Origin of the sequence: Georgenia muralis, assembly GCF_003814705.1 — a bacterium.
GTDB classification, from domain to species: domain Bacteria; phylum Actinomycetota; class Actinomycetes; order Actinomycetales; family Actinomycetaceae; genus Georgenia; species Georgenia muralis.
This window is the reverse complement of record NZ_RKRA01000001.1, coordinates 3,125,459-3,152,288: the sequence shown is the minus strand read 5'-3', so window position 1 is coordinate 3,152,288 and position 26,830 is coordinate 3,125,459. Positions and strand designations below refer to the sequence as shown.

General features: G+C 72.8%; 26 protein-coding genes and 1 pseudogene. 13 read left to right on the top strand and 14 right to left on the bottom strand.

What is annotated here, in order from left to right; genetic code table 11:
* Window positions 1-155 precede the first annotated feature (155 nt).
* From heR to EDD32_RS14150, 7 genes and pseudogenes are all read right to left on the bottom strand, one after another.
* On the bottom strand, window positions 156-926 hold the full coding sequence (gene heR, locus EDD32_RS14175) for a heliorhodopsin HeR (protein WP_170175308.1): 771 nt from the start codon (window positions 924-926) through the stop codon (window positions 156-158).
* 268 nt (window positions 927-1,194) lie between these two features.
* Window positions 1,195-1,623 carry a hypothetical protein gene (locus EDD32_RS14170; protein ID WP_123918465.1) on the bottom strand — a complete coding sequence of 143 codons (429 nt, stop codon included), beginning with the start codon at window positions 1,621-1,623 and terminating at the stop codon, window positions 1,195-1,197.
* A gap of 92 nt (window positions 1,624-1,715) precedes the next feature.
* Entirely contained in the window at window positions 1,716-2,456 is a 741-nt protein-coding gene (locus tag EDD32_RS14165) for a serine hydrolase domain-containing protein (RefSeq protein ID WP_281274888.1), read from the bottom strand.
* A gap of 67 nt (window positions 2,457-2,523) precedes the next feature.
* Window positions 2,524-2,706: pseudogene (locus tag EDD32_RS19820) on the bottom strand (serine hydrolase); the annotation flags it as partial.
* Window positions 2,707-3,041: 335 nt separating this feature from the next.
* A complete protein-coding gene (locus EDD32_RS19210) occupies window positions 3,042-3,206 on the bottom strand; it encodes a hypothetical protein (protein ID WP_211338838.1) in 165 nt (54 codons plus the stop codon).
* Window positions 3,203-3,883: a hypothetical protein gene (locus EDD32_RS14155; RefSeq protein ID WP_123918463.1), complete on the bottom strand. Its 681-nt coding sequence runs from the start codon at window positions 3,881-3,883 to the stop codon at window positions 3,203-3,205. The genes EDD32_RS19210 and EDD32_RS14155 overlap by 4 nt, the downstream gene beginning before the upstream one ends.
* An 84-nt stretch (window positions 3,884-3,967) precedes the next feature.
* Window positions 3,968-6,814 (bottom strand): winged helix-turn-helix domain-containing protein, encoded by a 2,847-nt coding sequence (locus EDD32_RS14150; RefSeq protein WP_123918461.1) that lies wholly within the window; start codon window positions 6,812-6,814, stop codon window positions 3,968-3,970.
* A 191-nt stretch (window positions 6,815-7,005) separates the two neighbouring features.
* Here EDD32_RS14150 and EDD32_RS14145 point away from each other — a divergent pair, with 191 nt between their 5' ends.
* On the top strand, window positions 7,006-7,368 hold the full coding sequence (locus tag EDD32_RS14145; RefSeq protein ID WP_246006303.1) for a response regulator: 363 nt from the start codon (window positions 7,006-7,008) through the stop codon (window positions 7,366-7,368).
* Window positions 7,369-7,378: 10 nt separating this feature from the next.
* Here EDD32_RS14145 and EDD32_RS14140 read toward each other — a convergent pair whose 3' ends face one another.
* The 4 genes from EDD32_RS14140 to EDD32_RS14125 form a co-directional block, all read right to left on the bottom strand.
* Window positions 7,379-7,714 carry a sensor histidine kinase gene (locus EDD32_RS14140; protein ID WP_123918459.1) on the bottom strand — a complete coding sequence of 112 codons (336 nt, stop codon included), beginning with the start codon at window positions 7,712-7,714 and terminating at the stop codon, window positions 7,379-7,381.
* Window positions 7,705-9,402, bottom strand: a complete 1,698-nt coding sequence (locus tag EDD32_RS18905; protein WP_170175307.1) for a GAF domain-containing protein — start codon at window positions 9,400-9,402, stop codon at window positions 7,705-7,707. Before EDD32_RS18905 ends, EDD32_RS14140 begins: the two co-directional genes overlap by 10 nt.
* Before the next feature lies 1 nt (window position 9,403).
* Entirely contained in the window at window positions 9,404-10,765 is a 1,362-nt protein-coding gene (locus tag EDD32_RS14130; protein WP_123918457.1) for a sensor histidine kinase, read from the bottom strand.
* A gap of 92 nt (window positions 10,766-10,857) precedes the next feature.
* Entirely contained in the window at window positions 10,858-11,523 is a 666-nt protein-coding gene (locus tag EDD32_RS14125; protein ID WP_123918455.1) for a response regulator transcription factor, read from the bottom strand.
* A 241-nt stretch (window positions 11,524-11,764) separates the two neighbouring features.
* Here EDD32_RS14125 and EDD32_RS14120 point away from each other — a divergent pair, with 241 nt between their 5' ends.
* The 7 genes from EDD32_RS14120 (at window position 11,765) to EDD32_RS14090 (ending at window position 18,707) form a co-directional block, all read left to right on the top strand.
* The gene (locus tag EDD32_RS14120) at window positions 11,765-12,535 is read left to right on the top strand and encodes a DUF4386 domain-containing protein (protein ID WP_123918453.1); all 771 of its coding nucleotides are present in this window, start codon (window positions 11,765-11,767) and stop codon (window positions 12,533-12,535) included.
* A gap of 61 nt (window positions 12,536-12,596) precedes the next feature.
* The gene (locus EDD32_RS14115) at window positions 12,597-13,565 is read left to right on the top strand and encodes an NAD(P)-dependent alcohol dehydrogenase (protein WP_123920563.1); all 969 of its coding nucleotides are present in this window, start codon (window positions 12,597-12,599) and stop codon (window positions 13,563-13,565) included.
* Between the two features lie 35 nt (window positions 13,566-13,600).
* Complete coding sequence (locus tag EDD32_RS14110; RefSeq protein WP_123918451.1) at window positions 13,601-14,533, top strand: ABC transporter ATP-binding protein; 933 nt, start codon at window positions 13,601-13,603, stop codon at window positions 14,531-14,533.
* Window positions 14,530-15,387: an ABC transporter permease subunit gene (locus EDD32_RS14105; RefSeq protein WP_123918449.1), complete on the top strand. Its 858-nt coding sequence runs from the start codon at window positions 14,530-14,532 to the stop codon at window positions 15,385-15,387. The genes EDD32_RS14110 and EDD32_RS14105 overlap by 4 nt, the downstream gene beginning before the upstream one ends.
* A gap of 19 nt (window positions 15,388-15,406) precedes the next feature.
* Window positions 15,407-16,273: an SDR family oxidoreductase gene (locus EDD32_RS14100; RefSeq protein ID WP_211338836.1), complete on the top strand. Its 867-nt coding sequence runs from the start codon at window positions 15,407-15,409 to the stop codon at window positions 16,271-16,273.
* 51 nt (window positions 16,274-16,324) lie between these two features.
* On the top strand, window positions 16,325-17,134 hold the full coding sequence (locus EDD32_RS14095; RefSeq protein ID WP_123918447.1) for a glycoside hydrolase family 16 protein: 810 nt from the start codon (window positions 16,325-16,327) through the stop codon (window positions 17,132-17,134).
* 100 nt (window positions 17,135-17,234) lie between these two features.
* Complete coding sequence (locus EDD32_RS14090) at window positions 17,235-18,707, top strand: AAA family ATPase (RefSeq protein ID WP_123918445.1); 1,473 nt, start codon at window positions 17,235-17,237, stop codon at window positions 18,705-18,707.
* Window positions 18,708-18,790: 83 nt separating this feature from the next.
* Here the strand turns inward: EDD32_RS14090 and EDD32_RS14085 are convergent, their stop codons facing one another.
* Window positions 18,791-19,612, bottom strand: a complete 822-nt coding sequence (locus EDD32_RS14085; RefSeq protein WP_123918443.1) for a CPBP family intramembrane glutamic endopeptidase — start codon at window positions 19,610-19,612, stop codon at window positions 18,791-18,793.
* Window positions 19,613-19,895: 283 nt separating this feature from the next.
* Entirely contained in the window at window positions 19,896-20,207 is a 312-nt protein-coding gene (locus EDD32_RS14080; protein WP_123918441.1) for a hypothetical protein, read from the bottom strand.
* 143 nt (window positions 20,208-20,350) lie between these two features.
* On the opposite strand from EDD32_RS14080, the gene EDD32_RS14075 reads away from it, so the two are divergent.
* From EDD32_RS14075 to EDD32_RS14055, 5 genes are all read left to right on the top strand, one after another.
* Window positions 20,351-21,304: an ABC transporter ATP-binding protein gene (locus EDD32_RS14075; protein WP_123918439.1), complete on the top strand. Its 954-nt coding sequence runs from the start codon at window positions 20,351-20,353 to the stop codon at window positions 21,302-21,304.
* Window positions 21,301-22,116, top strand: a complete 816-nt coding sequence (locus EDD32_RS14070; RefSeq protein WP_123918437.1) for an ABC transporter permease — start codon at window positions 21,301-21,303, stop codon at window positions 22,114-22,116. Before EDD32_RS14075 ends, EDD32_RS14070 begins: the two co-directional genes overlap by 4 nt.
* A gap of 44 nt (window positions 22,117-22,160) precedes the next feature.
* Window positions 22,161-23,267, top strand: coding sequence for a sensor histidine kinase (locus EDD32_RS14065; RefSeq protein ID WP_123918435.1), 1,107 nt, complete (start codon window positions 22,161-22,163; stop codon window positions 23,265-23,267).
* The gene (locus EDD32_RS14060) at window positions 23,264-23,869 is read left to right on the top strand and encodes a response regulator transcription factor (protein ID WP_123918433.1); all 606 of its coding nucleotides are present in this window, start codon (window positions 23,264-23,266) and stop codon (window positions 23,867-23,869) included. The genes EDD32_RS14065 and EDD32_RS14060 overlap by 4 nt, the downstream gene beginning before the upstream one ends.
* A 116-nt stretch (window positions 23,870-23,985) precedes the next feature.
* Window positions 23,986-24,708 carry an alpha/beta fold hydrolase gene (locus EDD32_RS14055; protein WP_123918431.1) on the top strand — a complete coding sequence of 241 codons (723 nt, stop codon included), beginning with the start codon at window positions 23,986-23,988 and terminating at the stop codon, window positions 24,706-24,708.
* A gap of 123 nt (window positions 24,709-24,831) precedes the next feature.
* On the opposite strand, the gene EDD32_RS14050 is transcribed toward EDD32_RS14055, so the two are convergent.
* Window positions 24,832-26,784, bottom strand: a complete 1,953-nt coding sequence (locus EDD32_RS14050) for a PTS mannitol transporter subunit IICBA (RefSeq protein WP_123918429.1) — start codon at window positions 26,782-26,784, stop codon at window positions 24,832-24,834.
* Between the last annotated feature and the right edge of the window lie 46 nt (window positions 26,785-26,830).

Genomic DNA, 26,830 nt, shown 5'->3' with positions numbered 1-26,830 from the left:
CCCCGGTCGGCAGGAGCCGACCGCCCCGTGCACGGACGTGCCGCGGCCTCCTTCGAGGCGCCGCGACCGCCTTCCACACTACTGGGCCGCGTCTCCGCGCCGGGCCGCCCTTCCCGCCACTCGGCGGACCACGCGGTGCTTCCTCGACGCGAGGGTCATGCGGCCAGCGTGCCCCCGAAGACCTGCCAGGCCAAGGCTGACTTCGCCGTCAGGCTCAGCACGATGTAGGCCCTCTCGCCGAACAGGTAGTCCCGCCACCGGCCGTTGGCGCGGTACTGCAGCCACTGGTTGAGGGCGAAGGCGTTGAAGAAGACGAACAGCGACACGAAGATGCCGTAGACGAAACCCGGAGGCGAGGCCGACGACGTCGAGCCGGGCGACAGCAGGTAGACGGTGATCGCCAGCCACGGGACCACACCGGCCACGCACCCGAAGACGAAGGGCAGCCAGCCGCCTCCGGGGCGCTCGTAGTTCTCCTGCAACCAGCCGAACAGGATCATGGCGGCGTTCACGCCGAACAGGGCGAGCAGGGCAGCCACGTCGGATATGCCGACCAGCTGTGCGATCAGGACGATCATGAGCGACGACGAGAGCGAGTACTCCACCCATCGGGCGGGGTTGCGCTGGCGGCCCAGGTCCGCGACGTACCGGTGCCACCACGCCGTGGAGACGATGAGGTGCGCCAGCGCGGACAGGGCCAGGAACGCCGCGACAGCCGCCCCGGTGGAGATGTCGAGGAGAACCACGGGCTCCGAGGGCGGCGTACCCGGCGGACCGGCCATGTAGCTCGCGGTCACCGGCAGGGCGAAGTCCGTGGCGAGCACGAGCACGGCGACGGCCTGGACCGCGTGGAGCACCGCTGCTCCGGCATTCGCCAGACGCAGCGATCTGGTCTGGCGTTCCGCCTCGTTCGACCGGACCTCCATGCCTGATGGTCCCACCCGCCTGCCGCGCTCGTCCTCGAACCGGCGCGCTGTTCTGCGAGGCTATGGCCGGCGGATCACGTGCGCCGCTCGGCAGGGACCATCGACTCTGGCCGGACCTCGGACGGGGGTCATGGCGTGAGCATGATCGGCACCTGGTCTCCCATCGACCCGCAGCCACGCGCGCGCTCACCGCTGAGAGTCGCCTTGCGGGCCCCTCACGGCCCGGCTCGACACCCGGCCGCGAGGGGCTCGCAGGTGCGCGCCGGCATCAGCTGCTGCTGGACGCCTGCCGCGGGCCCAGGACGGCCATCGTCACGGCGAGGGTGAGCCCCGCCGCCACGGCGGGCGTCGTCGTCGGGTTCCAGCCCGCCGGCGACAGCGCGCCGCGGGCCTCCTTCTCGATGAGGTACCCGCACGTCATCAACGCGCCCAACGACCCGAGCACCCGTGTCGCACCACGGCTGGACCCTGCCGCCAGACGGATCGTCGCCACCGCCTGGACAGACAGCATCAGGACCGGAGCCGACAAGCCGGTCCCGAGCAGCCACGAGTCGCGGCCCAACCGCGCGGGCGACCCACGAAAGCCCAAAACGTCGATGTCGAAGGCTCGCCCCTCACTGAGGGCGATGACCTGCCCCGCTGCTCCGGCCGCCAGCTGAGCAGCTGAGACCGCGACCAGCACCCACCGTGAGGCCATGGGTCGAGCCTACCCAGCGTCGTGTGCCCTGCGGCCTCGCCGAGGTGCCGAGGCGAGCGCGGTGCCGAGGTGAGCGAAGGGTTCCCGCGCCGTCAGTCGAGCAGGTCGACGACAGGCCAGGCGCCCTCCGACCAGTTCGAGATGACGGTGTAGGTGGTCGACGACGACGGCAGGTGCTGGCTCACGAACGACACCCCGGCGTCGTGGCCCTCGAGCCACACCCGGTCGGTGGTCCCGCCGAGGTGAAACCCCAGGCCGTAGCGCCTGGACCCCTCCGCCCAGACGCTGCGCGGCTGCAGCATCTGCGCGACCCGCTCCGGGGAGACGATCCGGCCGGCGAGAAGGGCGTCCCAGAACGCGGTGAGGTCAGCGGCCGTCGAGTAGATCCCGCCGTCGCCGTTCCCGAGCACGGGAAGGTGGAGCACGTTCGTCCTCAGGCCGTCGACGGCGAGGTAGCCGCGGGCGGCAGACCCGGGAAGCTCGTCGGACCGCAAGAAGCCCGTGTCCACCATCCCCGCGGGCTCGCAGACTCGTGAGCGGACCAGCTCGTGGAAGCCGACACCGCTCGCCCGTTCGGCCAGCAGCGCGAGCAGCACGTACCCGCCGTTGTTGTACGCGAACCGCTCGCCGGCGGGGAAGACGGCGTCGCACGGGCCCAGCACCCGCAGGAACTGCTCCGTCGTCGCGAGCTCGTGCACCGGTACCGGCATGACGTAGTCGCTGACGTCGCCCAGGGCGTCCTCGTCGAGGTAGTCCCGGATCCCCGAGCGGTGCGCCAGGAGGTGCTCGACCGTCACGTCGTCGGCGACCAGGGGCAGGTCGTCGCCCAGCAACGACCCGCGCAGGCGTGGCGAGCTCGAGCGTCCCGCGCTCGACCAGGGCCATGACCGCCAGGGCGGTGAAGCCCTTGGACCCGCTCGCGGTCGCGAAAAGGGTCTCGGGCGAGTTGGGAATCCGGTGTGCGCGGTCGGCGAACCCGTAGGCCACGGAGAACTCGGTGCGACCCCGGCGGTCCAGGCGGACCACGCCCGAGAACCCGGTGCGCTCGGCCGCCTCGTCCACCGCGTCCCGGAGGAGCTCCATCTCGTCGAGCCTAGTCACCCCCGGAAACAGCCTCCGACCGGGCCGGGTGCACCGGTCCGGCGGCTCGTCGACCGGCCGACGCTCGCTCAACGCGTCAGGTGCCTCAGGTGCGTCAGGTGCGTCAGCCGCCCTCACCGAGATCAGGGGGACTCCCAGATCACGCACCTTGACGAGGAGTCCGTGCAGCGCGGCCTGGTCGGCGACCGGCCCGCGCAGGGTGGTTGCGCCGTCGCCGTCACGGGTGAGCGACATCCCGCCGAACCACGTCGACCAGCACTCGTCGAGGTGTCCCTCGACCCGGATCTGGTAGTGGGCCGTCCCGTGCTGTCGCCGGATCATCGCCCACCCGTCGAGCGAGACCGGCGGCCCGCCCCACGGGTGGCCGGGCGGCGGATCACCCCCTCGGCGACGACGGCATTGATGACCCAGCCCGAGCTCACCGAGGCGGCGGTGGTCAGCGTCTTCGCCGGCGCGGTCCCGACCCCGGTTGGCGTGGTCACCGTGCGCTCGCCGGGGTGCGGGGCGAGGCGCCCACCGCCGTGGTGGCCGCGACGCGCGTGGACACCCAGAGGGAGTAGCCCAGGCCGATCATGGCGATGGAGTTGGGGAAGGCCAGGAACCGGAAGAAGGCGTCCGGCAGGACGGCGAGCGAGGCGGTCAGGAGGCTGGCGACGGCGAGGAGTGCGGCCGCCCACCGGGCCAGGACGCGTGCCCGGTACAGGGCGATGCCGAAGATCAGGCCCCCGCCCAGGAAGGTGATCCCCGTGACGCTGAGCGCAGCCTGCATGAGGCCGATGTCACCGACGGCGCTGCCGTTGGTCGCGGCGGCGAGGACGTCGTCGACGTAGCCGGGATCGGTGCCCGCGATGGCGGGGAGGACGACTGCGCTGACGAAGGCGGTGCTCATGAGGACGAGGTAGCCGGCGCCGAAGACGAGGTACCCGACCAGGCCCAGCAGACCCGTCTGCCTCACCTGACGCAGGTACATGCCGGTGATGCCGGCCAGGGCCAGCACGGTCATCACCACCTTCAACGAGTTACGCACGGCCCACTCGGTCGTGGTGACGGCCGTGACGTCGGAGTGTGGGTGGCCGATCTGGACACCGATGAAGATCAGGCCGGCGGCGACGGCGGCGAGGGCTGCTGACCGGATGAGGGTGGTGCGGGTGACGGTCATGACGGTTCCTGTTCGGCTCGGTCCGCGGCGGGGGCCGCGGGGATGACTGGAACCTAGGAGCCGGCCGGGTGACGGGGCATCACCTCATGATGTGACTGACGTGGTGACGGTCCGGTGACCCGGCGGCTCGAGCGGGGGCTGGAGGAGCCCCCGCTCGCGGGCGCGTCGCACGGCGGCCGCCCGCGTCCTGGCGTCGAGCTTGGTGAAGATGTGCTTGGTGTGGGTGCGCAGGGTGTTGACCGTGATGTAGAGCTCCCGGGCGATTTCGGGTCCGGTCAGCTCGGTGGCGAGCAGCCTCAGCACATCGACCTCGCGGTGGCTCAGGGGCTCCACCAATGGCGGCGCGGGCTCGGCGAGCTCGACCGTACGCACACGCTCGAGGAGCCGACGCGCGCGCGCCGGCACCGCTTCGCCACCCTCGCCGTGGAAGGCCTCGTCGTCGGCACCGGCGGTCGGTTCCGGGAGTCGCGCGAGCCGGTCCAGCAGCGCGAGCACCGGGGCACCCTCGTCCAGGTAGAGGCGCACGTGGCTGTCCGGCTCGGGCGCCTCCCCCAGGGCGCGACCGAGCCTGGCCAGCGCCGAGGAGAGGTCCCCGTGGGCGTCGTGGGCGAGCGCCTGCAGCACCCGGATCTCCAGCACGCTGCCCTCCCGCCCGTCGCTGACGGCCGCGGTGTGCAGCCGGTCCAGCAGCCCCAGCACCTCGGCCGGGGACGCGCTGCCCGCGTCGTGACGTCCGGCGCGGTGGTCGGCGAGGAGGAGCCGCGCCAGAGTCAGGTGCTCGTACTCGCGCAGGAGGTCCGGGTCGTCGCCGACGCCGATCCCTCGTCGCTCGGCCCAGGCGCGCGCCGCCGCCAGGTCGCCCGCGCCGATGTGGACGCGAGCCCTCATGGCGGCGATCGGACGCAGGTCGGGGTAGAAGCCGTGCCGGTACAGCAGCTCGGCCTGGTCGAGCAGGGCGGCTGCGCTCTCGTGGTCCCCGCGGGCGGCGCGCACCTGCGACATCGCCACGAACCACCGGTGCCGGTTCTCGGTGATCGACGTCCGCTCGCCCAGGACCCGGGCTGTCTCGAGGTGGACCTCGGCGCCGGCGAGCTCGTCGATCTCCCGGTCGAGCTCGGCCAGGGCGACGTGCAGGTCGGCGGCGGCCCGCAGGTACGGGTGACCACCGTCGGTGGCGGTCTGCAGCGCCTGCTCGCACAGCCGTCGGGCGCGGCCGGGCCGGCCGGTGGCGACCCACATGTCGGCGAGCACCACGGTGCCGTCGAGCTCGTCGACGAGGTTCCCCGCCGCACGCAGGCTGTGCAGCGCCCCGCTGAACGTGGACAGGGCCTCGCGCACGTCCCCGGCCGCCCAGGCGGCCAGGCCGAGGAACCCCGCACCGGCCCCGCGCACGAAGTGGTCGCCGGGCCTGGCGAGCTCGAGGGCACGTCGCGCGTGACGGACGGTTCCGGCGACGTCGCCACGGGCCTGGGCCAGCGACGCGCGGTAGACCGCCAGGATCGCCGGCGCCGTGCGGAGGTCGTCGGTGTCGGCCCAGGCGGCGGCGAGGCCCGGGTCGACAGCGCCCGCGGCGAGCGCCACCTCGGCGTCGTCGAACCGGGCCTCGGCCCCGTCGAGGTCGCCGGACATCATCAGCGACCAGCCGGAGAGGATGCTCAGGACCGGGCTGCGCCGGACCACGGCCTCGGGCAGCAGCGGCACCCAGGACAGCAGCACGCCGTCCCGGCGGTTGCGGCGCAGCTCCGGCAGCGCCGTCTCCATGAGGTGAGCGGCACGGCCGACGTCCCCCGCGGCGAGCGTGTGCCGGACGGCGTCCTCCACGAGGCCGTGGTCGCCGAGCCACACCCCGGCCCGCTGGTGCAGCCCCGGCACGCGGTCGGGGCGGTCGGCGCGCAGGCGCGCCTGGAGGACGTCGGCGAACAGGTGGTGGTAGCGGTACCAGCGGCGGTCGGTGTCGAGCGGGACCAGGAACAGGTTGGCACGCTCGAGGTCCACCAGCATCGAGGTGCCGTCCGCCCGACCGGTGACGGCGTCGCACAGGGGGCCGGTGAGGCGGTCGAGGACGGCGGTGTCGAGCAGGAAGTCGCGGACCCAGCTGTCCTGCCTGGCCAGCACCTCGTCGGCGAGGTAGTCGATGACGAACCGGTTGCTGCCGGTGAACGCCTCGACGAAGCCGGCGACCTCACCCGGCCCGGTCATGCCGCGCAGGGACAAGGCGGCGAGCTGGAGCCCGGCGACCCAGCCCTCGGTACGCCCCTCGAGGGCGTCCACGTCCGCCGGGGTCAGATCCAGCCCCATGGCCCGGTTGAGCAGCTCCCGCGCCTCGTCGGGGCGGAAGCGGAGGTCGGCGGCCCGGACCTCCGTGAGCCGGCCACTCGTGCGCAGCCGCGCCAGCGGTAGCGGCGGGTCCGAGCGGGTCGCCACCACGAGGCGCAGATGGTCCGGGACGTGCTCGAGGAGGAAGGCCACCGCCTCGAGCACGTCCGACGCCTCGATGACGTGGTAGTCGTCGAGCACCAGCACCCACCGCTTCCCCGCCGCGCTGCCACCGGCGCGCGTGACGTCGTTGACGAAGGCGGTCAGCGCGGTCGCGGGCGGCCCGGTGTGCAGAGCCTCCAGCACGGCCGGGTCGACGCCCAGGCCGGCGCCGTCGAGGGAGGCGACGACGTGCGTCATCAGGCGGGTGAGGTCGTTGTCGGCGTCATCCAGGGAGAGCCACGCGACGCGGACCTGTGGCTGACGCCGGGCGAGGTGGACCAGCCAGTCGCTCAGCGCGGTGGTCTTGCCGAACCCGGCGGGCGCGGACACGAGCGTGAGCCGGTGGCCCGCGTCGAGGGTGGCGTCCAGCTGTGCGGTCAGTCGCGGGCGCTCGACCACCTGCGAGCGCCGGGCCGGCGCGAACAGCTTGGTCGCGAGGACCGGAGTCGGCACCCCCTGATCGTAGGAGCACGATGAGTCCGATGGCGCGCCCGTGAGCCGCGTTCCGGGCGCCCGTCGGCCCGGCGCCTCGGCTCCGTGACCGGCAGTCGTGGGGCTGGCACCGCCCGTCGTGCGGCTGACCTCCTCCCCCGGCGCCGGCCCCAGCGCCATGATCAACCCAGGAGGTGTCGGCGTTGACTGTCGTGCGGGTGCTGGTGGTTGACGACGTCGCGGCGTTCCTCCTCGCCATGGTCTCCGTCGTGGGGGAGACGCCGGGGTTCGAGGTCGTCGCAGTCGCCTCCTCCGGCGAGGAGGCCGTCGCCGCGGCCGCCGAGGTGCTCCCGGACCTCGTGCTCATGGACGTGAACCTTCCCCGTATCGACGGTCTGGAGGCCACCAGACGGCTGCTCCGCGGGTCGCCGGTCCCGACCGTGCTGCTCCTGTCCACCTACGACGACGACGTCGGCGAGCAGCTCGTGGCCGAGTCCGGTGCCGCCGCCTACCTGCACAAGGCCGCCCTGGGGCCCGACCGCCTCCAGCAGGCGTGGTCCGACGCGCGTCGCTGACCGCGCGAGCTCACGCCACGGCCGCCGCCGACGCGGCGCGGACCTCCAGGACGGCACGTCCGTCGCTCCGCGCGACCGACACCGAACCACCAGCCGCCTCGACCCGGTCGCGCATCCGGGCGAGAGGAACGGCCCCGCTGTCGGGCCCGGTGATGACCAGGAGCATCGCGCCGTCAGGTGCGTCGAGGACGACGGCGACAGGACCGGCGAGCTCCTGCACCGCCTCGGCCACGCAGAAGTACGCGGCAGCCTCGATGCCGACGTCGAACCGTCGACCTGCCGCGCGGTCGCGGACGACCAGCGTCCCGGCGTCCGGGGTCCGCGCCAGCAGCGACGTCAGCGCCATGGGGAGCCCGGAACGGACGAGCTGGGCGGGAAAGACGCCCCGGGTGATCTCCCGCAGGACTCCAGTGCCGTCGTCAGCGACGCGAGCAGCGGTCCGAGCGCTGCGGCGTCGAGGGCCCCCTGCGGCGGGTGCGCCGAGAGCTGCCGCAGCCGGTCCGGCAGCGGCGTGAGGTGGATCAGGACCTGCTGGGCGATCGCCCGCTCGGTGCGGCTGCGCTCGGCGTCCGCCGCGCTGATGAGGCGTCGGCGCGAGGCGGCGAGCTCGTGCGTGCGCGCGCCGAGCCGTTCCACCTGCGCCGTGTGCTCGGCGGACAGCCGCGCGTTCCGGAACGCGATGCCGGCCTGGTCGGCCAGGTCGGCCAGGAGGCGTCGCTCCCACCGGCGCAAGGGCCGACCGGGCGGCATCTCGACGGTGATGAGGCCGAGCAGCTCTCCGCCGTCGCGCACGGCGAGGTCGATCCCCGGCCCTCGTGGCCCGGCTCCGGCGGCGGACCAGACCGCCACCTGGTCGGGCCCGAGGGCGACGTGGAGCAGGACGACGACACGCCGCGCGCCCACCGCGTGCGCGGCCGCGTCGGCCACGGCCGGAAGCAGGTTCGAAAGGTCCAACCGGTCCCCGAGGCGGCGGCTGAGATCGGCGAGCGCCTCGTAGGGGGCGGCCGCCGCGCCGAACGCCAGCCGGTCCGCGAGGGCGACCACGCGGCGCCGGAGCGGCTGGAAGGCCAGCGCGACGAGCGCGGTCGTGACCAGGGAGCGCCAGAACCCCGGGGCGCCCTGACCGAGGGCGCGTCCCACGACCACGACCACGACGACGTAGCCGCCGGCCACCAGCGAGGTGGCGAGGGCAAGCACCAGCGCGCGGTTGACGATGAGGTCGATCTGCACGAGGCGGTGGCGCAGCACCGCGACCGCGACGCACAGCGGCACCGCGAGCTGGGCCACCCGCAGCGGCAGGGCTGCCAACCAGGTGCCCTCGATGCCCTGGACGCGGGGGACGGCGAGGATGACGAGCACGCCGGTCGCCAGCAGGGCGGCGGAGGACGCGATCCAGAGGACCTGCCGACGCTCGTCGTCGCGCGCGGTCCGCAGGCGCCACGCGACGGACACGGCGGAAGCCACGAGACCGGTGGCGACGAGCGCCGCACCGACGTTGAGGAGCGGACCGGACACGCTGCGGTGGCCGTGGTCCTCCCCCACGACGAACTCCTCCGGCCGGATCGTCAGCGTGCCGAGCGTGTGGAGGACCAGTCCCGCCATGGTGACCCAGAGCGCCCACCGCCACCGTCGGGAGGGGAGGTGGCCGTCGGGAGAGATGAGGAAGACGACGACCAGCGCCGTGAAGGCCGGCCAACCCAGCAGGGGTGAGGCCCAGGCCGCGACGTGGGCCCACTCGGGTCGGCCCGGTCCGCCACCGTCGAGCACCCAGACGCTGTAGGCATCGGCCGCCAGCGTCACCGAGAGCAGGCTCGCCGCGCACAGCAGCCAGCCGATCGGGTGCCTGGGGTGGCGCGCGACGATGAGGGCGCCCATCAGGGCGCTGCCGATCCCGGCGAGAGGGGCGAGCGGCCATCCGTGGTCGGCCCACGTCGCCTCGCTCAGGAGCGAGCGGTGCGCGGCGGTGAAGGCGGTGTCCAGGACGGCGGCGACCGTGACCACGGCGAGGATCGACCAGGCGATCCGGCTGCGCATCTCAGGGCGCCCGACCGACGGCGGTGCGGGCCGTCGCCGAGGGTTCGTCGAGATGCGCCCGGGGGACCTCCGCGGTGACGGTCGTGCCCGCGCCGGGCGCCGACGTCACGGTGAGGGAGCCCCCGACCGCGTCGATCCGGTCGCGCATGTTGGCCAGGCCCGCGCCCGTCCCGGACCGGCTCGCGCCCCCCGGGTCGAACCCGGTCCCGTCGTCCTCGATGCTGAGGCGCCACCGGCGGGGCAGCTCCTCGACACGCACGCTGACGCCGCCCGCCCCGGAGTGCTTCGCAGCGTTCTGCACCGCTTCCATGCAGCAGAAGTAGAGCGCGGCCTCGACGGCCGCCGGGAGCCGCCCGAGGCTCGTGCCGTCGATGGTGACCAGGATGGCGCCGGTGGCCGCCCCGGTCCGGAGAGCCGGCAGCAGTCCCACGTCCGCGAGGGTCCGGGGATAGATCCCGCGGGACAGCGAGGAGAGCGTCTCGATCGCCGCACCCGCGGCGTCGGCCTGCTCGGCGAGGACGCGAGCCGCCCGTCGTGGCGAGCGGACCGCGATCGTCTGCGCGAGCCGCAGGTTGACCATGAGGGCGACCAGGTGCTGCTGGGCCCCGTCGTGGATGTCCCGCTCCAGGCGCCGCCGCTCGGCGTCCTGAGCGGCGATGAGGCGCTCGCGGGAGGCCTTGAGGTCCTCGGCCCGCGCGGCCAGCTCGGCGCGGCGGTCCTCGAGGTCGGCGCGCAGCGCGACGAGGCGCAGCATGCGACCGGCCTGCGCGGCCAGACCGGCGAACAGCCGCTCCTCGACCGCCGTCAGGACCGAGCCGGGTCGCTCCTTCAGGCGCAGCACACCCAGCACCTGGCCGTCGTCCCGGACGGGCAGGGACCGCAGACCGTCCGGCGAGGCGCCGTCGTCGGACGGCGGCGGACCGCCCGGGCCGGGGTGCGGGGGCCACGTGGCCGCGAGGGTCAGCCGGCCGGAGACGCGGAGCCAGACCTCGGCCCACTGCGCCCCTGTGCCCTGAGCGAGCATCGTGGCCATGCGCATGGGGAGGCCGGCCGGCGCGTCGCCGCCGGTGACCGCGCCGGGGAAGCGGCTCAGGACGTCGTACGGCGTGGCGGCGGCGGGGTGCCCCAGCCGGTCGGCGAAGCCCTCGAGCGCGGACTGGACGGGAACGAACGACAACGCCACGACCGTGGTCGCCAGGACGGACAGGGCCACGCTCGGTGACGCGGTACGCCCCGCGACCACGCCGCCACCGAGCACGACGAGGACGTAGGTCGCGAGCACGAAGCCGGCCAGGCCCGCCACCACGACGCACCGGCGCAGCAGCCCCCGGCGCAGCAGGACGGTCGGGCGGGGCGTACCCATGCCGCGAGTGTGACCCTCTTCCGCCGCCGGGGGTAGAGGGTCCGCCGCACCGGGTCGGTGCGGGCGGGGCAGGGCGGGGCAGGGCGAGGAGGTCACCGGCCCGAGGTGGCCTCCAGGTAGGCGAGAACCGCCATCACCCGCCGGCTGACGTCCTGCTCGTCGACGAGCCCGAGCTTCTGGAACAGGGACCCGATGTGCTTCTCCACGGCGCGGTCGCTCATGAACAGCGATCTCGCGATCGTCGCGTTGTTCCGGCCGGTGGCCATCTCGTGGAGGACCTCGCGCTCACGCTCCGTCAGCCCCAGCAGCGGGGCGTCGCCGCGGCGGCGGGCCATCAGGGCCTCGACCACCGCGGGATCGAGCACGGATCCTCCGCGACCGACCTCCCGCAGGGCGCGGACGAGCTCCTCGACGTCGCTGAGCCGCTCCTTGAGCATGTATCCCATGCCTGCCACACCGTCGGCGAGGAGGTCGAAGACGTAGTCCTCGTCGACGTACTGCGACAGGACCACCACGCCGACCCCCGGATGGTCCGACCGGATCCGCCTCGCCGCCCGGATCCCCTCGTCCGTGCCGGTCGGGGGCATCCGGATGTCGGTCAGCACCACGTCGGGCTCGTGCTCGGCGACGGCGTCGACGAGCGAGTCGAGGTCCCTCGCCACCGCCACCACGTCGATGCCCTCGACCTCGGCCAGCATCGAGCTCACGCCCTGACGGACCAGGTAGCTGTCGTCGGCGAAGACGATCCGCAGCGCCATGGTCGCGACTCTAGTCAGCCGCGGGGCCCCGGCCGAGCGCTCACGCGTGACCGGCCAGCCGACGACCGGCCCCGGGGTGGGGTAGGCCGTACGTCCCGGGTGCTCACCCCCCGCAGCCGTGCAGCCTGCCCCATCGTGGCGGGCCGCCCTCCCTTCCTAGCCTCGGTGTGACCGGTCAGACGGTCGGGACACGTCAGGACCTGCGCGACCGTGCACCACCCTCCAGAGAAGAGGCACCACCATGACCGACCACGTGGACACCCGTCTTCCAGCACAGCCCCTGCCCCCCGCTCCCGCCTCGAGCACCCGGTGGACGGTCCGCCGGGCGGGCGCCGTCGCGGGGCTCTCGCTCCTGCTCATGGCAGGCACGGGGGCGTTCGCCTACTTCGTCGTGCTGGAGGGGATGATCACCCCCGGTGACGCCGTCTCCACGACCGCCGAGATCACCGGGCGCGAGGGGACATTCCGCCTGGGGGTGCTCGCGTGGCTGGCCATCGTCGTCCTCGACGTCCTCGTGGCCTGGGCCCTGTACCGGGTGTTCCGGCCCGTCAGCGTCGCGGTCGCGGTGCTCGCCGCCGCCTTCCGGCTGGTGTACACCGCGGTGCTGCTCGTGGCCGTCGGGCAGCTGCTGCGGGCTCTTGACGTCCTCGGCAGCGGCCCCGGTGCCGCCTCGTCCCCGGACCAGGTGAGCACCCAGGTGATGCTCGAGCTGTCGGCCTTCCAGGGCATCTACGACATCGGGCTGCTCCTGTTCGGGATACACCTGGTCCTCCTCGGCTACCTCGCCACCAGGTCCAGCTTCGTCCCCACGGTCGTCGGCGCCCTGCTGGTCCTCGCCGGGGCCGGGTACGCCTTCGACACGGTCGCCGCCGTCCTGGGCCTGGACATGCCGATCCGCGTCTCCGAGCTCACCTTCCTCGGCGAGCTGCTCCTCGGGCTGTGGCTGCTCCTCGCCGGTGCCCGGCTGGACCGTGCCGAGCACACGCCCTTGGCGGTGCGCCGTGCGCGGTGACAGGGCGCCGTCGCCCTCCACCGAAGGGACGGACGGCTTCGGCACCCCCGCCGGCCTCACCATGCGGGCGGTGGTGCACGAGAGGTACGGCCGCTCCGACGTCCTCCGCCTCGCGACGGTCCCGCGTCCCCGACCCGGCGCCCACGACGTGCTCGTGCGCGTCGCCGCAGCCGGTCTGGACCGCGGCGCCTGGCACGCGATGACCGGCCTGCCCTACCTGAGCCGCCTCTTCTTCGGGCCGCGCCGACCCCGCAACCCGGTGCTCGGGACGGAGGTCGCCGGTTCGGTGGTCGCGGTCGGAGCCGCAGTGACGGGCTTCGCCGGCGGGGACGAGGTCTTCGGGTTCGGTCGCGGCACGTTCGCCGAGTACGCGCTCGTCGCCGAGGACCGGCTGGCCGCCAAGGCGGCGGGCCTGTCGTTCGCCCAGGCCGCCACGCTCCCGGTCTCCGCGGTGACCGCGCTGCAGGCCGTCCACGACCGGGGCCAGGTCCAGGCGGGCCAGGAGGTTCTGGTCATCGGGGCCTCGGGCGGCGTCGGCAGCTACGCCGTCCAGCTGGCCAGGTCGGCAGGGGCGCACGTCACCGGCGTCTGCAGCCCTGGCAAGGCGGACCTCGTGCGGTCGCTCGGCGCCGAGCACGTCGTCGACCGCACCCGTGAGGACTTCGCGGACGGCACCCGCCGGTACGACCTCATCATCGACATCGCGGGCAACCCGAGCCTGTCGCGCCTGCGTCGGGCCCTCACGCCGCACGGGACCGCCGTCCTCACCGGCGGCGAGGACGGCGGTTCCCTCACCGGCGGCATGAGCAGGCAGCTCCGGGCGGTGACGCTGTCACCGTTCATCGGTCAGCGCCTGACGTCGTTCATCGCCGACGTCCGCACCCACGACCTGCACCGGCTCACGGCCCTCATCGAGGACGGCGAGCTCGCAGCCAGCCTCCAGCGCACCTACCCGCTCGACCAGGCGGCCGCTGCGATGCGCGCCCTGGAGACCGGCACGGCCCGCGGCAAGGTCGCGATCACGCTCTGACCCCCGACACCCCCCACCACGAGAAGGGCACGTCCATGATCGAGGCACACGAGCTCACCAAACGCTACGGCGAGAAGGTCGCCGTCGACCACATCAGCTTCACGATCGCCCCGGGTTCGGTGACGGGGTTCCTCGGGCCCAACGGTGCCGGGAAGTCCACAACCATGCGCATGGTCGTGGGGCTGGACCGGCCGACGGCGGGCAGCGTGAGCGTCAACGGCAAGCCGTACGCGCAGCACCGCTCGCCACTGAACGAGGTCGGCGTCCTGCTGGACGCCAAGGCGGTCCACAGCGGGCGGTCCGCCCGCTTGCACCTGCGCACGATGGCGGCCACGCACGGCATCTCCACGCGGCGGGTGGACGAGGTCATCGAGATGACCGGCCTGGCCGGGGTGGCCCGCAAGCGGGTGGGCGGGTTCTCCCTGGGCATGGGTCAGCGGCTCGGCATCGCCGCCGCGATGCTCGGCGACCCGCGCACCCTGATCCTGGACGAGCCGGTCAACGGGCTGGACCCCGAGGGCGTGCAGTGGGTGCGTCACCTGGTCCGCGACCTCGCCACCGAGGGCCGAACCGTGTTCCTGTCCTCGCACCTGATGTCCGAGATGGCGCAGACCGCCGACCAGCTTCTGGTGATCGGTCGCGGGCGGATCATCACCGCCGGGCCGGTGCAGGAGGTCATCGACTCCGTCACCGGTGCCACCGTGCGGGTCCGCTCGCCCCGCGCCACGGCGCTGGCCGAGCTCCTGCGCGGGGACGACGTCACCATCACCGCCGCCGAGCCCGGCGGGTTCGAGCTCCACGGCCTCACCGCCCAGCGGATCGGCGAGACCGCCGCCGCGCACGGCATCGTCCTGCACGAGCTCAGCCCCCGGTCCGCCAGCCTCGAGGAGGCCTACATGAGCCTGACCCAGGGCGCCGTCGAGTACCACTCCGAGCCGATCCACCCCCAGGAGGGCGATCTGAGATGAGCACCGTCGTCGAGACCACCGAACCCGTCCGTCCGCGCCACGCGCCCTTCGCGCCGGTGCACGCCCGGCTGAGCTTCGCCGGCGTCATGCGCGGGGAGTGGATCAAGATGTTCTCCCTGCGCTCGACCTGGTGGGTCCTGGGCATCGCCGCCGCCCTCATGACCCTCTTCGCCCTCGGCCAGGCCATGTCGCTCGACCTCCTGGCCGAGTCGCCCGGGGCGGCCGCACTCACCACCGTCCACGGCGCCGAGATCGTCTCGGGCGGGTACCCGCTCGGGACGGTGACGATCGCCGTGCTCGGTGCGCTGCTCATCACCGGGGAGTACTCCACCGGCATGATCCGCTCCACCCTCACCGCCGTCCCCACGCGGGTGCCCGTACTCCTCGCGAAGACCATCGCACTGGCGGTCGTCACCGTCGTGACCTCGGTGACGAGCCTGGCCCTGTCCTCCCTCGTCACCCGCTCCCTGCTCGCCGAGTACGACCTGGTCCCCGCCCTCGACGGCGCCCAGACGTGGCAGATCTACGGCGGCGTCATCTACTTCCTCGTCGCCGCCGCCCTGTTCGCCCTCGGCATCGGCACGCTCCTGCGCTCGACCGCCGCCACCGTGACCGTCGCGCTCACCGTCCTGCTGCTCCTGCCCGGCATCCTCAGCTTCATCACCCTGGACTGGGTCGAGACCGTCGTGACCTACCTGCCGATGCCCGCGGCCGCCGCGTTCGTCACCGTCAGCGACTCCACCCTCGCGGACTCCAGCGACCTCGCCCCGTGGACCGGCGTGCTGGTCGTCGCCGCCTACGCCGTCCTGCCCATGGTCGCCGCCGCCGTCGTGCTGCGACGCCGGGACGCCTGAGCACGCGGGAGGAGTGGACATGTCGCACGCCGACGCAGGTTCGATGACCGGCCGGACCGTGCTCGTGACGGGCGGTACCGCGGGCATCGGCCGGGCGACCGCCGCCGGTCTCGCCGCGATGGGCGCGCGCATGGCCATCACGGGCCGGGACCGTGCCCGGGCCGAGCGGACCGCGAAGGAGATCGGTGCGGCGGCCGACTCGCCCGTCCACGTCTTCGTCGCCGACCTCTCCTCCCAGACGGAGGTCCGCCGGCTGGCACACGAGGTGCTGCGCACCCTTCCCTGCCTCGACGTCCTGGTCAACAACGTCGGCGGCCACTGGCACACCCGCCACGTCACCGCCGACGGCCTCGAGCACACCTTCGCGCTCAACCATCTCGCGCCGTTCCTGCTGACCTCCCTGCTCCTGGACCGGCTGGCGCAGGGCGCGGGACGCGTGGTCACGGTCGCCTCCGACGCCCACAAGCAGGGTCGGATCGACTTCGACGACCTGCAGGGCGAGCAGTCCTACTCGGGCGCCCGGGCGTACAGCCAGTCCAAGCTCGCCAACGTCCTGTTCACGTACGAGCTCGCACGTCGGCTCGGGACCGGCACCGTCACCGCCAACGCCCTGCACCCCGGTGTGGTGCGGACGTCCTTCGGGGCGGAGGACCCCGGCGGGGCCCAACGCCTCCTCGTCCCGCTCCTGCGCCCCTTCCTCAAGAGCCCACGCTCCGGCGCCACCACGTCGATCCACGCGGCGTCGTCGCCCGCCCTCGCCGGCCGGACGGGCCTGTACCTCGTCGGCAGCAGGGCACGACGGTCGTCGGGACAGACCTACGACGCGGCAGCAGCGGCACGGCTCTGGCGGGTGAGCGCAGACCTCACCGGCCTGGACCCGAGGTGACACGATCGTCTCGTGCGGCGCGAGGGGCGGTCCGGCGAAGGAGGGAAGCACATGCACCGTGAGGAGCGCTCACGCTCACGCTCACGGCCCCGGCTCGAGCTGGAGCTCACGGACTGCTTCAGCGGGCCCTCGCTCGACGAGAGCCGGTGGGTCCCCCACTACCTGCCCCACTGGACCACACCGGAACGCTCTGCCGCACGGTACGACCTCGGCGCTGACGGGCTCCGGCTGCGCATCGACGCCGACCAGCCGCCGTGGCGGCCCGACGACGGCCCCATGCGCGTGTCGAACATCCAGACCGGAACCTGGTCCGGTCCCCCGGGCAGCTTCGAGGGCCAGCACCGTCAGCAGGCGGGTCTGCAGGTGCGGACCGCCCAGCCGTCGCGCTACCTGTGGACACCGACGTACGGTCGCGTCGAGGTGGCAGCGCGGGCGAGCGCGGACCCGGACTGCATGCTGGGCATCTGGCTCGTCGGTTTCGAGGAGGATTCCCCGAAGCACTGCGGTGAGATCTGCATCGCGGAGCTCTTCGGCAACGCGACCTCACCGACGGGCTCGGCCGTGCGCCTGGGCGTCAAGGCGCACCACGACCCCCGGCTGAGGACCGAGATGCACGACGTCGTCCTCCCCGTCGACACCACGGAGAAGCACACGTACGCCGCCGAGTGGGACAGCGTCGAGGTCCGGATCGTCGTCGACGGAGACCTCCTCGTGACGTCCCACCAGCGCATCGCCTACCCGCTGCAACTGATGATCGACCTCTTCGAGTTCCCCACGCGGGACCAGCGGGACCGGGACGACTACCCAAAGACCGGCGTCATCCGTTCCGTCCGCGGCTGCCGGGCCGTACCCGTAGCCTGAGCGAGCCCCGTGGTGGACCGGCCCCGGCGGTGTCGGGGCCGTGGACGCGGTGGTGGCGATACCGCTGCGACAGGCCACGTCGGCCTGACAGGATCCGGCCATGAGTCCCGGTGCGTCCGAATCTGACCTCGAGTCCTTCCTCCGGGCTTTCCACCGCCTGGGTGAGCTGGCCCAGCAGCAGGCCGAGACCGCCCGTGCCCGGGGGCGCGAACCTCTGCTCCCGCTCCTGCAGGCCCACCTCGGCGTCGACCCGCGCAGCCTCGCGACGTTGACCGAGATGGTCAGCCCGCTGCGGCTCGCGGACGCCGACGTCGCCGTCGAACGGGTGGTCGCCTCGCACGGCGGTGGCACGTTGGTGGGTATCGGCGGCGGCGACCAGCGCTGGCACAACGGGCTGTCGGAGATCCTCCAGGTCGCCGGGCAGTGGGGCCAGTTCCCTCTCGGGCCGGTCGACTACACCACGGTCCCGGTCGGTCCCGACGAGGAGCGGGCGACGGTCAGCTACGGCGTGCACCTCTTTCGACACGACGGTGTGCCCGTCGCCCTGCTCCAGCGCGGCGGCCGGCCCCAGTTCGGCAGCCCTCCGCAGCTCGAGGTCCTCGCCGCCGAGGGCGGTGTCGGCGCTGTCGTCCTCACCGAGATCCGCGAGGCGATGAACGCGCACAGCGTCCTGCGCGGCCAGGCAGTCACCTTCACAGCCTCGAGCTACGAGCCCGGCGCGGGCGGCGTCACGTTCGTCCGACGTCCGGCCGTCCCCGCCGGGGAGGTCGTCCTTCCGGAGGGCCTCCTCGCCCGCGTGGAGCGGCATGTGCTCGGCATCGGCCGGCACCGCGCGGAGCTCGTCGCGGCCGGGCAGCACCTCAAGCGCGGCGTCCTGCTCTACGGCCCGCCCGGCACGGGCAAGACCCACACGGTCCGTCACCTCGTCGGCGCGGCCCAGGACTCGACCGTCATCCTGCTGTCGGGCCTGTCGCTGCAGTTCGTCACCCAGGCCGCGGACACCGCCCGCGCCCTGCAGCCGGCGATCGTCGTGCTCGAGGACTGCGACCTCGTCGCCGAGGAGCGCAGCCACCGCTCGTCGTCGCCCCTGCTCTTCGAGGTCCTGGACGCGCTCGACGGCCTGGCCGCCGACTCCGACGTCGTCTTCCTCCTGACGACCAACCGGGCGGACGTGCTCGAGCCCGCGCTCGCCCAGCGACCCGGTCGCGTCGACCTCGCCGTCGAGATCCCGCTGCCCGACGCTCGTGCCCGGCGTGCGCTGCTTGACCTGTACGCCGCCGACCTGGCGTTCACCCCGGACGTCCTCGACGACGTCGCGGCAGGCGCCGAGGGGACGACGGCCTCGTTCACCAAGGAGCTCGTACGACGGGCGGTCCTGCGGGCGGTCGAGCGCGCGGGCGAGGTCGGCGACGACGACCTGCGCGCCTCGCTGGAGGAGATGATGACCGACGGCGGTGCTCTCACCCGGGTCCTGCTGGGCGGCGCCGGCCCGGTCGAGAGTCATGGACCGATCCCCGCAGACGGTCCCGGCCTCGTGACCTCATTCGGCGCCGGTCCCGATCCCCGGCAGTAGGATCAGGAACAGCCGCCGCCGCGGGTTGACCGACGTCCGCTCCCGCCGGCGAGCAGGCACCGGGCGACGGGCACGCGGCTTGCCTAGACGGCGCCGACGCGCTGCTCGGGCCGTGCTGCAAGCGAGCCGACCGGACGCTGACGACCGAGGCGGCCCCGGGTGACGGCCAGCACGACGAGGCCGAGCGCGAAGAAGGCGAACAGGTGCGCCATCGTCGCGACCTGCTGCTCGGGGTAGAGCCGGGCGAGGAGTCCGGTGTGGAAGCCGCTGCCACCGGTGACGGCGTTGCCCATCGCATGCAGCAGGCCGACGAGGAACAGGCTCGAGGTGCGGTTGTAGACCCACCCGGTGAGGAACCGGAACGGGATGGCGAGGACGACGAGGAGCAGCATCAGCACGACGGCGCTGACGAGGTCGACGCCTGCGACCAGGGCGACGTGCTGCAGGGCGAAGAGGATCCCGGTGAGCACGGCGGCCACGACGGGCCCCCTGCGGTCCTGCAGGCGGGTCTGGACGAAGCCCGTCCAGGCGACCTCCTCCCACCAGTTGTTGGGCACGAAGGTCAGCGCCAGGGGCAGCAGCACCCCCGAGGCGAGGAGCGGCGCCAGTGCGCCGGTCTCTCCGGTGGGCGCACCGATCAGGGCGAAGGCGATGCCGAGGGCGACCACGGGCACGCCGAGGACCGCGAGCAGGTACCAGCCGACCGCCACGCGCGTCTCGATCGCGCGAGCCCACAGGGCTCGGAGACCGGCACGTCCGTCGACGATCCGGGTGATGACGAGGCTGGGCAGCAGCAGCCCGACCAGCGTGCCGGCGACGACGAACGGTTGGACCGGCAGGTCCGCGCCCGAGGCGTTGGCGACGACGGGGTGAAGGCGATGGCCTGGCCGATGGTGAAGAACCACAGGAGGAAGGCCGCGAGCGGGCGACGACGCACGAGGCGGACAAGAGGTCCACCGGGCGTCGGAGTGATGGTGCGTTCGGCGACGGGCATGCGACGTCCCTTCTCGGGTCCACCACGGACGTGGGGTCGCTGTCCGTGGTGGCCATTGATGAGCCTCAAGGCTCTCTGGTGGGCGATCGCCGCTCCACCGTCACCACCCGCACAGTGCCTGGACGCAGCTGGTCCACCCAGCGCCCGCACGGGCGGGCCCGGTCTGCCGGGCTGTCAGGGCGGCCCGACTCGAGCTACGACCACTCCACGAGTCGTCCGGCGTGGCGGACCAGCTCGTCGAGGACACCCAGGTCGACATCGTCGGCGGAGGTGAACGACACGCTGGCCGAGCCGACCTTCGTCCTCCCCAGTCGCTGCCCGTAGGTCTTCGCCAGGTACGCGCCGTCGTCGGCGGCGTTGACGTCGACGCTCAGGTAGTTCTTCTGCCGGGCCAGGCCGATGAGGAACCACTCGACGGTCCTGCCCTTCGGCCGGGGCTGCTCGATCTTCCCGTAGCCAATGATCGACTGCTCCGTACCGCCCCAGAACACGCCTTGCCACAGCACCCGCGTCGCGCCGGGGAGGGCCGCGGTGATGACGACTCACCACGGGACTCCGCCTATCTGCGCCCCCGCACATGACATCTGTCATGCCGAGATCGTGATTCCGGTCACTACTCGCGCTGCACCGACGGCGTGAGCATGGATGTATGACAACCACGCAGCAGACACACCGTCACCCACCCACCAGCCACGACACGCCTGTTCTGGCGGAGCTGCTCGGCGCCTCCAAGCAGTTCGGCAGAGGCCCCGCGACGGTTCGTGCGGTCAGCGGCCTGGAGCTGGAGGTGCGTTCGGGTGAGCTCCTGGCCCTCCTGGGACCCAACGGGGCGGGCAAGTCCACGGCGATCGGGATGCTGACGGGTCTGACAGCACCGACGTCCGGACGGGCGCGGCTCTTCGGGCGCGACCCCCGCGACGTCTCTGCGCGACAGCGTCTCGGTGCGATGCTCCAGGCCTCCGGCGTACCCGACACGCTGCGGGTGCGCGAGCTGCTCACCCAGTTCCGGGGCTACTACCCCGAGCCCCTGCCCATGGCGCAGATCGTCGCCGCGGCCGGCCTCGACGGGCTCGAGGGCCGGATGTTCGGCGAGCTCTCCGGCGGCCAGCAGCGTCGCGTGCTGTTCGGGATCGCCCTGGCGGGCGATCCCGACCTGGTGGTGTTCGACGAGCCGACCACCGGCCTGGACGTCGAGGCTCGGCGGGGCCTGTGGGCCACGTTGCGCGATCTGGCCCGGTCGGGGCGCGGCGTGGTGCTCACCACGCACTACCTCGAGGAGGCCGACGCCCTGGCGGACCGGATCGTCGTGATCGACCGCGGCGTGGTGATCGCGCAGGGCACGCCCGCCGAGATCAAGGCGCGGGTGCCGGGGCGACGAGTCCGTGCCCGTACCTCGGCGAGCCTGACGGTGGCGCACCAGTGGCCCGGCGTGGCTCGCGCGTCGCGCGAGGGACCGTGGCTCGAGCTGCTCGCCGCGTCCGCCGAGCCCGTCCTGCGCGCACTGCTCGACCTGGACCCGTCGGCCACCGAGGTGACCGTCACCGAACCAAGCCTCGAGGAGGCCTTCCTCGCCCTGACCCACGACCTGGAGGACCCACGATGATCACCACCCCAGCGGTACGGATGACGACCGACGCCGAGATGCCCCGGTGGAGCACGGCGAGGATCTACGTCACCGAGGCCCGGCACGAGTTCCTCAAGCTGATCCGCATCCCCATCTTCGCCGTGAGCACGATCGCCCTGCCGGTGATGTTCTACGTGCTGTTCGGGTTGGCCTTCGGTGGCGGCGACGAAGCCGGCGGAGTCGGCCGGAGCACGTACATGCTGGCGACGTACGGCACCTTCGGCGTCATCGGCGCGGCCCTGTTCGGCTTCGGGGTCTCGGTCGCCCTCGAACGTGGGCAGGGATGGGTGCGACTCAAGCGGGTCTCGCCGATGCCCCCACAGGCCTACTTCGTGGCCAAGGTCGTGATGAGCGTGACCGTCTCCGCGCTGATCATCGGGGCGTTGTTCGTCCTCGGGGCCACACTGGGTGGTGTGCGCATGCCCGCCACCCAGTGGATCGGCCTCGGCCTCGTGCTCCTCATCGGGGCGCTGCCGTTCTCGGCCATGGGCCTGGCCTTCGGCTACCTCGTGGGCCCGAACTCGGCACCGGCCATGCTGAACCTCGTCTACCTCCCGATGGCGTTCGCCTCCGGGCTGTGGATCCCGATCCACCAGCTGCCCGCCTTCGTGCAGGGGATCGCTCCTGCACTCCCGCCCTACCACTTCGCTCAGCTCGCCCTCGGCACCGTCGGTGCCTCGGAGAGCGGGGCACCGACCATGCACGCCGCTGTGCTGCTCGCGTTCACGGCGTTCTTCCTGGCCGTGGCCGTCTGGGGCTTCCGGCGCGACGAGGGCCGGACCTACGGATGAGGCGCACCCGATGAGCCAGAGCCCGCCGCAACCCCGCCGCTGACATGCGCTACGTCTGGCTGGTCTACCTCGGAGCCCTGTTCTACCAGCCCCTCTTCAACCCCACGACCGACGCCCGGGACTGGCTGGCCGTCGCGGTGCTGATCGCCCTGTTCCTCCCGATCTACGCAGCCACGTTCCGGGCTCGCGGCGACCGGCAGACCCTGATCCTCATCGCGGGCCTCGGCGCCCTGGCCCTTGCGGGTTCGCTGGTCAACAGCGGGGCCAGCGTGTTCGCGATCTACGCGGCGGCCGTGGCCAGCCGCCTGTACCCGGTCCGTCGGGCCGTGTACGTCGTCGCCGCTCTCGTCGGGGTGCTCGTGCTGATCTTCGTGATCTCGCCCGTCCCGATGCCGTGGCGGCTGGCGGCACTGGGCCCCGCAGTCTTCTTCACCCCGGTCGTGGTGGCGACGAGCATCTTCGACGCGGAGCGCCGACGGGCCAACCGTCGTCTCCTGCGCGCCGACGAGGAGATCGAGCGGCTGGCGACGATCGCCGAACGCGAGAGGATCGCGCGGGACCTGCACGACCTGCTGGGGCACACACTGTCGGTCATCGTGCTGAAGAGCCAGCTGACCGCCCGACTGGTGCGCGTCGACCCGGATCGGGCAGCAGCGGAGATCGACGACGTCGAGAAGATCAGCCGCGAGGCCCTGGACGAGGTGCGCGCCGCGGTCGCCGGCTACCGGGCCCGTGGCCTCGGCGCCGAGCTCGACGGTGCACGGGTGGCCCTGCAAGCAGCAGGCGTCGACGTCGACATCCGGGCCGACCGCACCGAGCTGCGCCCCGAGCAGGAGTCAGCCCTGGCCATGGCGCTCCGTGAGGCGGTGACCAACGTGGTGCGTCACGCCGACGCCCGGCGTGCCACCGTCACCATCACCACGGCCGGTACCGACGTCCGACTCGAGGTGAGCGACGACGGCCGCGGCTACGCGGGGGAGGCAGGATCAGGGCTCACCGGCATGCGGGAGCGGATCGCCGCCGTCGGTGGCCGTGTCGTGCTGGGCGACCCGCAGGGCGGCGACGAGAGGCCCGGGACCGTCGTCCAGGTGACGGTTCCCCACGCGGGTGCGACCGACGAGCACCGGACAGGACAGGAGGGCGGACGATGACGATCACCGTGGTCCTGGCCGAGGACCAGCTCATGGTCCTCGGTGCCCTCAGCACCCTCTTGGGGCTGGAGGACGACATCACCGTGGCGGGCACCGCCGCTGACGGCGAGGAGGCCGTGCGCCTGGTGGAGGCGCTGCGGCCCGACGTGCTCCTGGCGGACATCGAGATGCCCGGGATGACGGGGCTCGAGGTGGCCGCCGAAGTCCTGCGACGGGGCCTGCCGACCCGGGTGGTCATCCTCACCACGTTCGCCCGCAGCGGGTACCTCCGGCGAGCGCTGGACGCCGGCGCCGTCGGCTACCTGCTCAAGGACGCGCCCGCCAGCGCCCTGGCCCAGGCCGTCCGCGACGTGCACGCCGGAGGCCGCGCCATCGACCCCCAGCTCGCCGCCGACGCGTGGGGCGAACCGGACCCGCTGACCGACCGCGAGCGCCGCGTCCTGCGCCTGGCCGGCGACGGGCTGGCCAACAGCGAGATCGCCGGGCAGCTGCACCTGTCCGAGGGCACGGTACGCAACTACCTGTCCGAGGCGATGAGCAAGCTCGGAGCCCCCAACCGCATCGCGGCGGCCCGGAAGGCACGGGACCGAGGATGGCTGTGATGTCCCCGCGCTCACAGCCTGGCCGGTGACGCGGCGGAGTAGCCTCGAAGCCCCGGGGTCCGAGGAGAACGCGCGGACGCCGGCACGGAGTGCCCACGAAGCCCCGGAGCGTGGCCATGGACGTCCTTGGCACAGCGGTGCTGGTGCACGGCACCTGGGGGCATCCGAGCGACTGGGCCTGGGTGACACCGTTCCTGCAGGAGCGCTCCGTCGAGGTGCGGGCCGTCGACCTCCCGTCCCACCGCGTTCCTGGCGCGAGCCTCGTGGACGACGCCGAGCACGTCCGGCATGTCGCGGCCGAGTGCCGGGCGCCGGTCGCCCTCGTGGGCTGGTCGTACGGGGGGCGGGTCATCACGGCCGCCGGCCAGGGCGCCGACCCGCGAACCACGGCGCTCGTCTACGTCAGCACGATCCCGGAGCAGCTCGGTGGGGTGAACGACACCGCGTGGATCTACGAGAACCCGCGGATCCATGTCCTGCCCGGCGACAGGCACGTGCTCGACACGCGCGAGTGGTTGGAGGAGGACGGCATGCTGACGTTCCCGGAAGCGGTCCGCGCGGCGCTGCGAGACCCGCCGCGCCGGCCGGTCCCGTTCACCATCGAGACGGATCCCGTACCCGCGATCGCCTGGCAGGACCTGCCCACGACCATCCTCATCGGTACGGACGACGGCTTCGCCTCGCCGGAGGACCAGCGGCAAGCCGCCGCGACATTCCCCTCGACCACGATCGTCGAGGGCGACCACCTGCTCATCTTCCGCCAGCCGGCCGTCGTCGCCGACGTCATCACCACGGCCCTCGAGGACCTCCGCCACCACACCGACGACCACCCGCACTAGCCGCAGAGTCTCGACGGCGACCGCCTCGGACCCCCGCCGGTTGCCCTCTCCGCGCTGCCGGCGCCGTCGCGGACGACGACGCCGGCCGGTGTGGCCAGGGCGCGGACACCCTGGCCGACCTGGTCAGACGCGGGCACCCTCGAGGATCTCGCGCACCTGCGCCGTCGAGGTCGCCGAGCGGAGCAGCTCGACCTGGGCGGGGTCGGTGAAGACCCCCGCGATCTTCCGCAGCAGGCCCAGGTGGTCGTTGCCCGTGCCGGCGATCCCGATGACGAACTCGGCCGGCTTGCCGTTCCAGTCGATGCCCCGCGGGTAGCGCACGAAGGAGATCGCGGTCCGGTGGATCGACGACTTGGCGTCGTTCGTGCCGTGCGGGATGGCCAGGCCGTTGCCCATGTGGGTCGAGACCGACGTCTCACGCTCGTGCATGGCATCGACGTATGACGGGTCGACGGCGCCGCTGGCCACGAGCAGCCTGCCCGCCTCGGTGATGGCCTCGTCGCGCGTGGCGGCGGTGCCGTCCAGGACGATGGAGTCCTCGGCGAGGACCGCGTGCGCGGCGACGTCGTCATCCGCCGCTGCCGTGCCCCCGGTACCCGCCCCGAGCATCCCGACGATCTCGTCGTAGCGGGGGCTGTTCATGAAGTTGTCCACGGAGACGTGGGTGGCCGAGGGGGTCCGCTGACGGGCCCGCTCGGTGAGGTCCTGGTGCGTCACGACGAGGTCGTAGGTGTCGCTGAGGTTGGCGATGGACGCGTTGGTCACCGTGACCTCGGGGTGGCCGGCGTCGCGGATCTTCTTGCGGAGCACCGACGCGCCCATGGCCGAGGAGCCCATGCCGGCGTCGCAGGCGAAGACGATGGTGCGGATCTCCGCGCCGGCGGCCGCGCGGGCCCCGAGCACCGTGGAGGCGACGGACTTCTTGCCCTTCATCGCCTCCATGTCGGCCGTGGCGGCGACGAGGTCGCCCTCGTCCGCGGAGCGGTCGGTCTTGAGCAGGACGGCGGCGACCGCGAAGGACGCCGCGGCGGCGCCCGCCATCGCGACGGTCACGCCGAAGATGTTTTCGCTCGCCACCTGGGCGTACACGGCGAAGACCGACCCGGGGGCCGCCGGGGCGCGCAGGCCGACGCCGAACAGGACGTTGAGGAAGACGCCGGTCATGCCACCGACGATCATCGCGATGATGAGCTTCGGCTTCATGAGGACGTACGGGAAGTAGATCTCGTGGATCCCGCCGAAGAAGTGGATGATCGCCGCGCCGGGCGCGGAGGCCTTGGCCATCCCGCGGCCGAACAGCGAGAAGGCCAGCAGGAGCCCGAGGCCCGGGCCGGGGTTGGCCTCGAGCAGGAAGAGCACGGACTTGCCCTGCTCGACGGCCTCGGCCGTACCGAGCGGCGTGAGTACGCCGTGGTTGATGGCGTTGTTGAGGAACAGGATCTTGGCCGGCTCGATGACCACCGAGGTCAGCGGCAGCACGCCGTTGGACACCAGGAAGTCGACGCCGGAGCCGAGCCGGTCGCTGAGCCAGGTCACGATCGGGCTCATGACGAAGAAGCCGAACGTGGCCACGACGGCGCCCCAGATGCCCGCGGCGAAGTTGTTGACCAGCATCTCGAAGCCGGGCCGGATCTTGCCGTCCCAGATCGCGTCGATGTGCTTCATGGTCCACGCGCCGAGCGGGCCCATGATCATCGCGCCCATGAACATGGGGATGTCGGTGCCGGCGATCACGCCGATCGTGGCGATGGCCCCGACGACGCCGCCGCGGGTGTCGTAGACCATCTTTCCGCCGGTGTAGCCGATGAGGATCGGCAGCAGGAAGGTGATCATCGGGCCGACGATGCCGCCGCTGGTGGAGTCGCCCCACCCGCCGATCTCGGCGACCCAGCTGCCCGGGTCGTCACCGATGCCCAGCTGGGGCAGCCAGCCGACCTCGATGAACAGCGCTGTGATGAGACCCCAGGCGATGAAGGCGCCGATGTTGGGCATCACCATGTTGGACAGGAACGTGCCGAACTTCTGGACGTGCACGCGCGCTCCGGCGCGTGGTGCCGCTGTTGTAGTGGTGGACATTTCGGATCCTCCCGAGGAGACGTCATTGACCCCGATCACGCAGTGC

Excerpts from the sequence above, each read along its gene's own strand:
- heR (WP_170175308.1), bottom strand. The coding sequence starts at position 926 with ATGGAGGTCCGGTCGAACGAGGCGGAACGCCAGACCAGATCGCTGCGT.
- EDD32_RS14170 (WP_123918465.1), bottom strand. The coding sequence starts at position 1,623 with ATGGCCTCACGGTGGGTGCTGGTCGCGGTCTCAGCTGCTCAGCTGGCG.
- EDD32_RS14155 (WP_123918463.1), bottom strand. The coding sequence starts at position 3,883 with ATGACCGTCACCCGCACCACCCTCATCCGGTCAGCAGCCCTCGCCGCC.
- EDD32_RS14140 (WP_123918459.1), bottom strand. The coding sequence starts at position 7,714 with ATGGCGCTGACGTCGCTGCTGGCGCGGACCCCGGACGCCGGGACGCTG.
- EDD32_RS18905 (WP_170175307.1), bottom strand. The coding sequence starts at position 9,402 with ATGCGCAGCCGGATCGCCTGGTCGATCCTCGCCGTGGTCACGGTCGCC.
- EDD32_RS14130 (WP_123918457.1), bottom strand. The coding sequence starts at position 10,765 with ATGGGTACGCCCCGCCCGACCGTCCTGCTGCGCCGGGGGCTGCTGCGC.
- EDD32_RS14125 (WP_123918455.1), bottom strand. The coding sequence starts at position 11,523 with ATGGCGCTGCGGATCGTCTTCGCCGACGACAGCTACCTGGTCCGTCAG.
- EDD32_RS14120 (WP_123918453.1), top strand. The coding sequence starts at position 11,765 with ATGACCGACCACGTGGACACCCGTCTTCCAGCACAGCCCCTGCCCCCC.
- EDD32_RS14115 (WP_123920563.1), top strand. The coding sequence starts at position 12,597 with ATGCGGGCGGTGGTGCACGAGAGGTACGGCCGCTCCGACGTCCTCCGC.
- EDD32_RS14110 (WP_123918451.1), top strand. The coding sequence starts at position 13,601 with ATGATCGAGGCACACGAGCTCACCAAACGCTACGGCGAGAAGGTCGCC.
- EDD32_RS14105 (WP_123918449.1), top strand. The coding sequence starts at position 14,530 with ATGAGCACCGTCGTCGAGACCACCGAACCCGTCCGTCCGCGCCACGCG.
- EDD32_RS14100 (WP_211338836.1), top strand. The coding sequence starts at position 15,407 with ATGTCGCACGCCGACGCAGGTTCGATGACCGGCCGGACCGTGCTCGTG.
- EDD32_RS14095 (WP_123918447.1), top strand. The coding sequence starts at position 16,325 with ATGCACCGTGAGGAGCGCTCACGCTCACGCTCACGGCCCCGGCTCGAG.
- EDD32_RS14090 (WP_123918445.1), top strand. The coding sequence starts at position 17,235 with ATGAGTCCCGGTGCGTCCGAATCTGACCTCGAGTCCTTCCTCCGGGCT.
- EDD32_RS14075 (WP_123918439.1), top strand. The coding sequence starts at position 20,351 with ATGACAACCACGCAGCAGACACACCGTCACCCACCCACCAGCCACGAC.
- EDD32_RS14070 (WP_123918437.1), top strand. The coding sequence starts at position 21,301 with ATGATCACCACCCCAGCGGTACGGATGACGACCGACGCCGAGATGCCC.
- EDD32_RS14065 (WP_123918435.1), top strand. The coding sequence starts at position 22,161 with ATGCGCTACGTCTGGCTGGTCTACCTCGGAGCCCTGTTCTACCAGCCC.
- EDD32_RS14060 (WP_123918433.1), top strand. The coding sequence starts at position 23,264 with ATGACGATCACCGTGGTCCTGGCCGAGGACCAGCTCATGGTCCTCGGT.
- EDD32_RS14055 (WP_123918431.1), top strand. The coding sequence starts at position 23,986 with ATGGACGTCCTTGGCACAGCGGTGCTGGTGCACGGCACCTGGGGGCAT.
- EDD32_RS14050 (WP_123918429.1), bottom strand. The coding sequence starts at position 26,784 with ATGTCCACCACTACAACAGCGGCACCACGCGCCGGAGCGCGCGTGCAC.